This window comes from Cellulosimicrobium sp. 22598 (assembly GCF_052044445.1).
Classification (GTDB): Bacteria; Actinomycetota; Actinomycetes; order Actinomycetales; family Cellulomonadaceae; genus Cellulosimicrobium; species Cellulosimicrobium cellulans_G.
In genome coordinates, this window is record NZ_JBQEMZ010000007.1 from 241,281 (window position 1) to 250,394 (window position 9,114).

Below are 9,114 nucleotides of genomic sequence, written 5' to 3' on the forward strand. Positions count from 1 at the left end.
GCCGGTCGGCCCCGGCTAGGGCTCCGTCGTCACCTGCCCGTGGTGGCGCAGATAGGCGTGTCGGAGGCGTTGCCGCGCCCGCCGCGCGAGGGACGACACGGCGTTGGGGCTGATCCCGAGCACGTCGGCCAACTCTGCGGGCGAAGCGCCCAGGACCTCGATGTGCCAGAGCACCTTCTGCCATCGTGCCGGGAGAGCGGCGAACGCGTCGAGGACGCGATGTCGCTCGATCTCGTCCAAGAGAACGTCTGGATCGTGGTGGGTCCCGTCGAGCCGGTGCAGGTCCGTCGCCCGGACGCGGTCCTGGGACCGCAGCGTGGACCACGCGACGCGTCTCACGATCGTCAGGAGGTAGGCCCGCACGTGCCGTGACGGACCGCGTCCGGCGCGGATCACACCCAGGAGGGCCGTGAAGGACTCGGCGACCACGTCGTCGGCCCAGGACGGGCCGACGAGCGCCCTGGCCACGACCAGTGCGTACGGTCGGTGAGAGCGGTAGAGCGCAGCGAACGCGTCGTCGTCGCCCTCGCGCAGCCTGGCCACGAGCTGCTCGTCCGAGAGGGGCGCCGTGAGCGAGGGCGACCCGGTGTCGAGGGTCACCTGTTCAGGGAAACGCGCGAGCGTGGCCTGCGCGCGGCAGGAGAGGGTGATTCGGCGGGCGAGCGACGTGTCGGTCCCGGTCCGTCATGAGACGGGTCCGCGGACGTCCTTCTCCACGATGACCACGACCGGGGCAGGCGCGCCGCTCGACGAGCTGTGCGAGAGGTGGCGCGCGGCGACGTTCGCAGCGGGCTGGGACGCGCTCGCGGACTGGGCGGTCCCCGCGGTGGTCCACGTGGCTGCCGCGCACCTGGGAGGCCGGGACGTCACCGGGCCTGCGCGAGCCCTCGGCATCGCTCGCGCGAACGCGGGGGTCGGTATCGCCGACGGGATCCGGGATCTGGCGGTCTTGTACTCCCTGGGCGGCGCAGGTCTGCCCGGCCCCGTCGTCGCGGCTCTCGCCGACGGGTGGGAGCGGACGTCGGGCATGCTGGGCGGGGCGGCAGCGCACGGGAGCCTGAGCGGTCTCGGGACGGTGGACGACTTCCTGAGCGGCTGTGGCGCGGTCGTCGCCTCCTATCGCCACGGCCGGGAGGGCGACGTGCCGATCGTCGTGGTGGTCGACGGCCGGGCCGGTTCGTCGGTCCCCCTCGACAGGTGGGAGCGCGACCTCGCACTCGGGGAGTCTCTGCGCCGCGTGTTCCCTCCGCCCGCACCCGCCTGCTACGTGGACGGCGTCGCCCTGGTGGTTGCCTGGCGCGTCCCCTGCGAGGATCCGGACACCACGCGGAACGTCGTTGCGACCCGTGTGCGAGACGAGCTTGCACGATGGACGGCAGGTTCGCTGAGGGTGCCTGTCCGGGTCGGTGTCGAGGCCCTCCCGGACGACTCGCGTGGGCTCGGACGGCTCGTGCAGAGACTGCTCAAGACGTAGTCCGGGGCAGCCGCCCGGACCAGGCGGGCGGGAGCAGTGTCACTCGTCGAGCTCTTCTACCACGCCGAGACGACGAGCATGACCAGCACGAGCAGGCCACCGAGGACGCAGCACACGCTGAGCACGGCGAGGAGGCGTGCTGTCCGGCGCTGTCGCCGGGGCGTCGGCGGCTTCCACGTCACGACCGGCGCTTCCCAGCCGCGCAGCTCCTCGTAGTCGTCGGTGCGGATGGCGCGGAGCACCACGTGGGTGGGTGGTGCGAAGGTTCGCGGACCGCTGCCCCACGACCAGGGAGCGACGATCTCCCGCGAGGGACGGGTCGGTTCCGCGGCTGAGCTCTTCCGGGCCATGTCTGGACAGACGCCGCCGACGCTCGAGCAACTCTATGTGACGTACATCACATCAATGCCCCATCACCGGGCTCCGAGATCCCCCGTCTGTACCCCCGAGCGACGGGCTCCACGTCCGTCGCGACTCGAATCCGCGCAGGGCGTCCCGCCCGGCTCTACGGAAGGGCAGTCCATGTACAACACCCCTGGAATCAGCACCGGCATCAGTGGGGCCACCGCGGGTGCCGGTGCGCTCGCAGTGACGGGTGCCACGACGTTCGCCTACGTCGCGCTCGCCATGGCGCTCGTCGTGGGAGGTCTGCTGCTGCTGCGGACCTCGCGCCGTCGACGTGACGCCGTCGCCGGGGTCGAGGGCTGATCCGTGAGCGCCGCGGAGGCGACCGTACCGCTCGTGCCGAGGAGCGTCTCGCGTGCCTTCGACCGGACGGTGCGGTGGACGCTCGCCGTGGCGCTCGCCGTCGGCTCCGTGGCGGCGATCCTGCATGCGCAGGCGTTCCGTCAGCTTGAGGCACGCCTCGCGGGCGAGGTCACCGGTCTCGTCTTCGCGCGCGAGGTACGCGTCATGACGTACGAGCCCGTCCTCGCGTTCGAGCGGGTCGCGGGCGACGACGCCACGTGGTTCGCGCTGCGCATCACCCCCGACTGCAGCGCGCTCTACTTCCTCGTGCCGCTCGCGATCATCGCGGCGTTCGTGCTGGCCACAGGGCGCTCGAGCGTCGCCAGGATCGTGCTCGCGACCCTGGGAGCGGGACTCTTCCTCGAGCTGTTGAACGTCGTCCGTGTCGAGGTGATGGTGCTCTCGATCGTGCGCTGGGGGGCTGAGGTGTTCCAGTGGGTGCACGACACGCTCGGCTCGGCGCTCATGCTCGGTGGGCTCACGGTCGCGCTCGTGCTCTTCTTCCGGCTCGGGTTCTTCGGCCGGCGTGGTCGCAGGACGCGCGGAGCCCGTGGTGAGCAGCCGTGATGGTCGTCCTCGACATCCTCGCGCGGGTCGTCATCAGCATCTCGATGGTCTACTTCATCCTCCTGATGGGCTCGGGCCTCGTGCAGCTGCGCCGCGCGCGGGCGAGCCTCGGGGTGCAGGGCCAGGCGACCTACGGGTCGCGCGACTCGCGGGCGCACGAGCGCCTCGACGTCTACTTCCTCGTCCCCTGCCTCAACGAGGACGCGGTGATCGGGCAGACCGTCTCGGCGCTGACGCTCCTCGACGGCACGACCACCCTGGTCATCGACGACGGTTCCGACGACGACACGGCCCGCTGCGCCGAGGAGGCGGGGGGAGATCGGGTCCGGGTCCTGCGCCGCGTGCTCCCGGAGGCGCGCAGGGGCAAGGGCGAGGCGCTGAACAACGGGATCGCGTGGGTCCGCGACGACGTGGCGGCGCGGGGCCTGGACCCCGGGAAGGTCGTCGTCTGCGTCATGGACGCCGACGGGCGGCTCTCGGACCACGCTCTCGACCATGTCCTGCCGCTGTTCGAGGACGAGAACGTCGGGGGCGTGCAGCTCCAGGTGCGCATCCGCAACCGGGGTTCCTTCCTCACCCGGTACCAGGACTACCAGTTCTGGGGTATCGCCGCGGTGACGCAGTTCGGGCGCCAGGCGACAGGCACCGTCAGCCTCGGCGGCAACGGGCAGTTCGCACGGTTGTCGGCGTTGGACGACGCGGGCGAGAGGCCGTGGTCCGCGTCGCTGACCGAGGACCTCGATCTCGCGATCACGCTCGCGCTGAAGGGGTGGGAGCTGCAGACCACGCCGCACGCCTCGGTCGACCAGCAGGCGGTGGAGAAGCTCCCCCTGCTCGTCAAGCAGCGCACCCGCTGGTACCAGGGGCACATGATGGCGATCAAACGTGTCCCGGAGATCTGGCGCGCCCGTGACCTGAGCAACGCGAAGGCGCTCGAGCTCACGTCGTACTGCCTGGTCCCGTGGGTGCTCGACCTCCCGTGGTCGATCCTCTTCCACTACTGCCTCCTCATGCTCGGGCTGAACTGGGACCAGATCGCCGTCGTCGCGGGCGGTGACAGTGTCGCGGTGATCGTGCTGGCGACGGTGTTCTACCTCTTCGCCTTCCTGCCGGCTCTCGCAACGGGGTGGGTGTACTACCGGCGGGACAAGCGGTGGGGAGTGCTCAAGAGCCTGCTCATGGGCAACTCGTTCATCCTCATGAACTACCTGTCGTTCGCGTGCGTCTGGAAGGCACTGGCCCGCATCCTGCGTGGCGAGACGTCCTGGGACAAGACCGCCCGCGTGCGCGAAGGTGCAGCCGCCGTCGACGGGCCGAGCGCTCAGCCCGTCGTCGCGACCGCTGGCTGAACGCCTGGCATGCCCGAGCAGGACCGCCCGTCACGTCCGGCCGGGCGCTTCGTCAGTCGGGGCATGACGACGACCTGGAGCCTCATCGAGCCTGACGAGGCACGCAGCACCGACCCGACCACAGAGAGCTCACGGCGGCACGTCCGCACCGATCCCGGCGTCGAGGCCGACCGCCCCCGGGTCCTCGCGGTCCTCCTCGGAGGGATCGTGTCGCTGCTCTTCGCGGTCCGCGCGCTCGTGCCTGGCCCGATCGGGCTTGCCGACGACGGTGGCGCCGTCCGGTACGCCTGCCAGACCGGGCTCACGGCAGAGACGGCGGGCGGCCCCCGCTTCTTCGACTTCGCGATCCTGCGCTGGTCCGTCGGCGAGGCGGCCACCGGGAGCGAGGGGTGCCCCTCGCACGCGAGCAGCGTGACGTGGCTCGCGGGAGCGTTCCGGTGGGTGGCCGGGCTCCTCGGCCAGGACGTCGTCGACCTGCGGCTCGTCTCGCTGCTCTACGCGGCGGCCTGCGGCCTTCTCGTCGCCCTCGTCCTGCTCGTGATCGGCGGCTCGGTGCGCCGCCAGGTGGTCGTCGCGACGGGTCTGCTGCTCGTAGTGGCTGACGCGGCGTTCGTCGGGTTCGCGGGGTCGCTCTACGCCGAGTCGACGGCGGTGCTGGGCGTGCTCCTGCTCGCCGCCGGGCTCGTCCTGGTGGACTCCCGGGGTCCGCGGGCGTGGGCCGGTCTGGTGGTCGCCGTGCTCGGGTCAGCCCTGGTCACCGGAGCGCGGTCGACGACCGCGGTGCTGGCGGTGCCGGTGGCCATCTACGTGGCGATCGTGTGGTGGCGACGCGGGAGCCGCATTGACCGTCGACGGTGGGCGGCGCGCTTCTTGCACCACGGGGTGGCCGTGGCCGCCGTCCTCGCACTGGTCGCACCGGCCGTCTGGGCCGTCGCCGGCGAGTCGGAGCGGGCACGGGTCGCGGAGACCTGGGCGATGCTGACGCAGCGCGGTCTGCTCGATCCGGAGGCGGCGTCCGCGGAGCTGCGTTCCACCGGGCTGACGCCCGGCGCGGTGGACCTCGCGACGACGTCGCCCACGACGTTCGAGAGCAGCGACGAGCGAGAGGCCAACGCCGGCGTGCTCAGGCCGTCGACCGTATGGTCCTTCCTCCTCGCCCATCCTGGACGGGCCGTCGGCGCGCTGGACGACGCCGCGCGCGACTACCTCACTCCTCGACCGGCAGGTCTCGGTTCCTATCCCGTCGATTCGCAGATGCCGCCGAGGGCCCAGGAGAACCGCGTCGTGGTGGTCTCGTCGGTCACGGGATGGTTCGCGGGCGGAGGGCTCATCGTCCTCGGTGCCGGCTGGGCGCTCGTCGCGCTGGTGGGGCTCCGGCGCGCACGGTCCACGAACACCGTCGCGTCGACGCGGAGCGCCGCACGGGCGTCCCTCGTCCTGCTCGCCGGGTCCATGCTCGGAACGGCCACGGTCGCGTTCGGCGTCGGCGTCGCACCCGACCGGGCGGTGGTGCCCGCCGTCCTGAGCGGGCTGCTTGCGGTGGTGCTGCTGGTGGCGTCCCGCCCGAGCGGTCCGTCCCCTGTCGTCGCGGGCTTGCGCTGGGCGGCATCGCGCGGTGCGACCGCACTCTCGGGGGCGAGCGCGGCACTGCGGGAGAGCGCGGCACGGCGCGGGTCGGACGGCGCGCGCCGGTGACGATCACGCGAAGCATGGTCGGCGCTCCTGCGGGTGTGGTCGACGTCGTCCCGAGCAGGAGTGCCGGGCATCACGACGACGTCCCGCTGGCGTCGACGTACTACCGCGCCATCGACGGGCTGCGTGGCGTCGCGGTGCTCTCCGTCGTCGTCTACCACACCGGGCTGTACGAGGCCGGGCTGTTCGGCGTCGACGTGTTCATGGTGCTCTCCGGGTTCCTCATCACGCTGACGCTCCTGCGCGAGCGGTCGCGTCGCGGCCGCGTCGGCCTTGGTGCCTTCTACCGCAGGCGCGCGAAGCGGCTCATCGTGCCGCTGCTCGTCGTCCTCGGGGCGTCGGCCCTCGCCGTCGCCCAGCTCGGGCGCGCGACGGACGCAGACGTGTTCGCGCGACAAGGGCTCGCCTCGCTGCTCTACCTCGCCAACTGGGAGCAGATCCTGCGCGGTGACGCCTACTGGGACGCGACCGGAGGCGTGCCCGGGCCCCTTGCGCACATGTGGTCCCTGTCGATCACCGAGCAGTTCTACCTCGTGTGGCCCCCGCTCCTCGTGCTGATCCTGTTGCTGGTCCCCGCGTGGCGTCGGGTTCCCGTCGTCGTCGGGACGCTCGCCGGAGCCCTCGCGGTGGTGACGGGCTTCGCCACCGCGCTCCTGTACGACGGGACGAACGCCGACGCCCTCTATCTCGGCACGCACACGCACGGGTCAGCGCTCGCCGTCGGTGCCGTGGTGGCGGCGCTCGTCGCCGATGGTGCGCGGCGCGCGGCCGGGGTCCGGACCCGTCGCCAGCGGATCCCCTCTTGGTGTGGGGGTCTGCTCTCCGCGGTGCTGCTCACGGCCCTCGTCGTCGTTTCGGCCCTCACACCGAGCTATCGGGAGCCGTGGCTCTACGCGTCGGGTGGGCTGACGGTCGTCGCGCTCCTGGTGGGTCTGCTCGTCCTGTCCCTCACGCGCGAGGACACCGTGGTCGCGCGTGCGCTCGGGGCGGCGCCGCTCGTCGGCATCGGGAAGTTCTCCTATTCGTTGTACCTTGTCCACGTCCCCGTGCTCTGGGCGCTCTCGAAGAGTCTGCCCGACCCGCGGCCGATCGTGCTGCTGATCGTCGGGCTCCCGTTGTCGATCGTGCTCGCGGCGTTCCTCCACCACATCATCGGCGAGCCTGCCCGTCTGCGCCGGTGGAGCCGGGCGGGGGTCACGGTGTTCACGGCTCTGGCCGTGGTGGTGGTCGGTGGAGTGGCGGTGGTGCCGAGACTGGTGGACTCGACGCAGGGCGAGGGCGCGCGCCGGGTTCTTGTCGTGGGCGACTCGCTCGGGCACGACGTCGCGGACGCGCTCGTGCTGTACGCGCCCGGGCAGTTCACGGTGACGGACGCCGCGTTCGACGGGTGCGGCATCTTCGGTCAGGACACGAGCCGGTCGGCGGAGAGCGACGTGGACCAGGATCCCGGAGCGGGCTGCAACCCGTGGGAGCCGCGGTGGGCCGCGGCCGTCGACGAGCACGACCCCGACGTCGTCGTCGTCACCCTGGGTTGGGACGCGACCCGCATGCAGTTGGACGGACGGTGGATGGACGCGTGCTCGGCGGAGTACGCCGCGCACTACGACCGCCAGCTGGAGGCGGCGCACGAGGTCCTCACCTCCGGGCGCGACGGTCGCCAGGTGCTCTTCACCTCGTCCCGCCGGCACACCAACGTCGTGACGCCGGCGTGGGCGGAGTGCCACACGGCCCAGCTCCGTGCTTTCGCCGAGGACCATGCCGACGTCCACGTGCTCGAGCTCGACGAGCAGGTGTGTCGTGATGATGCCTGCATCCAGGAGACGCCCGAGGGCGACGCCGTGTACTTGGACACGGTGCACTTCACGCGCGCCGGCCTGGCGTGGATCGCACCGTGGGTGGCGGCGGAGATCGACGCGGTGACGGCAGAGCAGGGAGACGGAGACGCGTAGCGCGCTGCCTCACCCGCTGCCTCACCCCGTCACCGGCGGGTCGGCCTCCCGTCTGTTGGTGTGACCTCCGTCTCCGACGGTGGTTGCACGGCGTCGGGGGCGAGGTGCTCCCGGCCTGACAGGAAGAGAACTCGATGAGAACCACACTGCGAAGGACGGCGCGCGCTGCCGTGATCGCTGGTCTGTGTGGAGGGCTCGCGCTCTCCGGGTCCGCCATGGCCATCGCCGCGCCTGCGACCGGTGACCAGACCCAGTCCAACCTGCTCTACTCCGTCGACGGCGGGACCACCTGGTCCGACACCGTCACCGCCGAGCGTGGCCAGCAGGTCCTGGCCCGCCTGTTCTACGACACCACCAAGGACACCCCGGTGACGGGCACGTCCCTGACCACCCAGATCCCCGACGGATTCACCTACGTCCCCGGCACCACCCGCAACGTCCTGGCCCCCGGCTCCGACGTCACCACCGGTACCGTCGGTGCCGAGACCAAGGCCGTCGCCGTCACCGACTCCGTCTGGACCGGCGACAACCTCCAGGTCTCCCCCTCGGCCGGGTTCAACGGCGAGTCCAACGCCTCCCAGACCGGCACCCTGCGCAACGGCACCAAGCGCTACCTCAACCTGCACCAGTGTGACTTCGTCCTGCGCAGTTCCACGGGTACCGAGCGTGATCAGTTCCGGTACGTGACCAACCTCGGCGGGGGCAACTGGGGTGCCGGAACGAACGCGTCGAACACCGCCGACTCCGCGGCGAGCTGTGGCGCCGGTGGGGCGGGGGATGCGGGCGGCACGTGGGTACTGCGTAACAGCCAGGTCGCGGCGCTGGACCTCCTCGGCAACCGTTACGTGAACCTCCAGGAGTGCGACTACGTGATGCCGAGCGTCGGCCGCGGCGACGTGGCGCGCTGGGTGACGAACCTGGGCGGCGGCAACTGGGGTGCCCCGTCGACCGCGGCGAACGCGCCGAAGGCCGCGGGCGACTGCGGGCCGGGTGGGACGAACAACGGTCTGACGTGGGAGCTCAACGGCGACCAGGTCGAGGTGCTCGACACGCTGGGCAACCGGTACGTCAACCTTCACCAGTGCGACTACGCCATCGCGTCGGACCTGACCGGCAACCCGCGCTACCGCTACACGACCAACGCCGGGTCCGCTACGGGCAACTGGGCTGTCGGGACGAACGCGTCGAACGCCGCCGACGCGGCGGCGCTCTGCGGGCCGGGTTCCGCGGGCTGGGAGCTGAACGGGCAGGGCGTCCGCGCGCTGGATCTTCTAGATGCGGCGCGTGGTCAGGGGTTCATCGAGTTCGCCTTCACCTCCGAGGCACCTGAGCCCCC

Annotated in this window: 9 protein-coding genes; 7 read left to right on the plus strand and 2 right to left on the minus strand. The window is 71.6% G+C overall.

Annotated elements, in window-relative coordinates; genetic code table 11:
* Nucleotides 1–15: 15 nt before the first annotated feature.
* Nucleotides 16–600, minus strand: coding sequence for an RNA polymerase sigma factor (locus tag ACTJIY_RS10120; RefSeq protein WP_253051492.1), 585 nt, complete (start codon nucleotides 598–600; stop codon nucleotides 16–18).
* Between ACTJIY_RS10120 and ACTJIY_RS10125 the strand changes: the two genes are divergently transcribed.
* On the plus strand, nucleotides 569–1,474 hold the full coding sequence (locus ACTJIY_RS10125) for a hypothetical protein (RefSeq protein WP_253051491.1): 906 nt from the start codon (nucleotides 569–571) through the stop codon (nucleotides 1,472–1,474). The two genes, ACTJIY_RS10120 and ACTJIY_RS10125, sit on opposite strands and share 32 nt — an antisense overlap.
* 56 nt (nucleotides 1,475–1,530) lie before the next feature.
* Here ACTJIY_RS10125 and ACTJIY_RS10130 read toward each other — a convergent pair whose 3' ends face one another.
* Nucleotides 1,531–1,719 carry a hypothetical protein gene (locus tag ACTJIY_RS10130; RefSeq protein ID WP_253051490.1) on the minus strand — a complete coding sequence of 63 codons (189 nt, stop codon included), beginning with the start codon at nucleotides 1,717–1,719 and terminating at the stop codon, nucleotides 1,531–1,533.
* A 277-nt stretch (nucleotides 1,720–1,996) separates the two neighbouring features.
* On the opposite strand from ACTJIY_RS10130, the gene ACTJIY_RS10135 reads away from it, so the two are divergent.
* The 6 genes from ACTJIY_RS10135 to ACTJIY_RS10160 all read left to right on the plus strand — a co-directional run.
* Nucleotides 1,997–2,182: a hypothetical protein gene (locus tag ACTJIY_RS10135; protein WP_440673573.1), complete on the plus strand. Its 186-nt coding sequence runs from the start codon at nucleotides 1,997–1,999 to the stop codon at nucleotides 2,180–2,182.
* Nucleotides 2,183–2,185: 3 nt separating this feature from the next.
* Nucleotides 2,186–2,788, plus strand: coding sequence for an exosortase/archaeosortase family protein (locus tag ACTJIY_RS10140; RefSeq protein WP_253051488.1), 603 nt, complete (start codon nucleotides 2,186–2,188; stop codon nucleotides 2,786–2,788).
* Nucleotides 2,788–4,137, plus strand: coding sequence for a glycosyltransferase family 2 protein (locus tag ACTJIY_RS10145; protein WP_253051487.1), 1,350 nt, complete (start codon nucleotides 2,788–2,790; stop codon nucleotides 4,135–4,137). Before ACTJIY_RS10140 ends, ACTJIY_RS10145 begins: the two co-directional genes overlap by 1 nt.
* Nucleotides 4,138–4,200: 63 nt before the next feature.
* A complete protein-coding gene (gene wsfD / locus ACTJIY_RS10150) occupies nucleotides 4,201–5,832 on the plus strand; it encodes a glycan biosynthesis hexose transferase WsfD (RefSeq protein ID WP_440673572.1) in 1,632 nt (543 codons plus the stop codon).
* 14 nt (nucleotides 5,833–5,846) lie between these two features.
* Entirely contained in the window at nucleotides 5,847–7,778 is a 1,932-nt protein-coding gene (locus ACTJIY_RS10155; RefSeq protein WP_440697234.1) for an acyltransferase family protein, read from the plus strand.
* Between the two features lie 215 nt (nucleotides 7,779–7,993).
* On the plus strand, nucleotides 7,994–9,114 hold a 1,121-nt coding region (locus ACTJIY_RS10160), incomplete at its 3' end, for a hypothetical protein (RefSeq protein ID WP_440697235.1).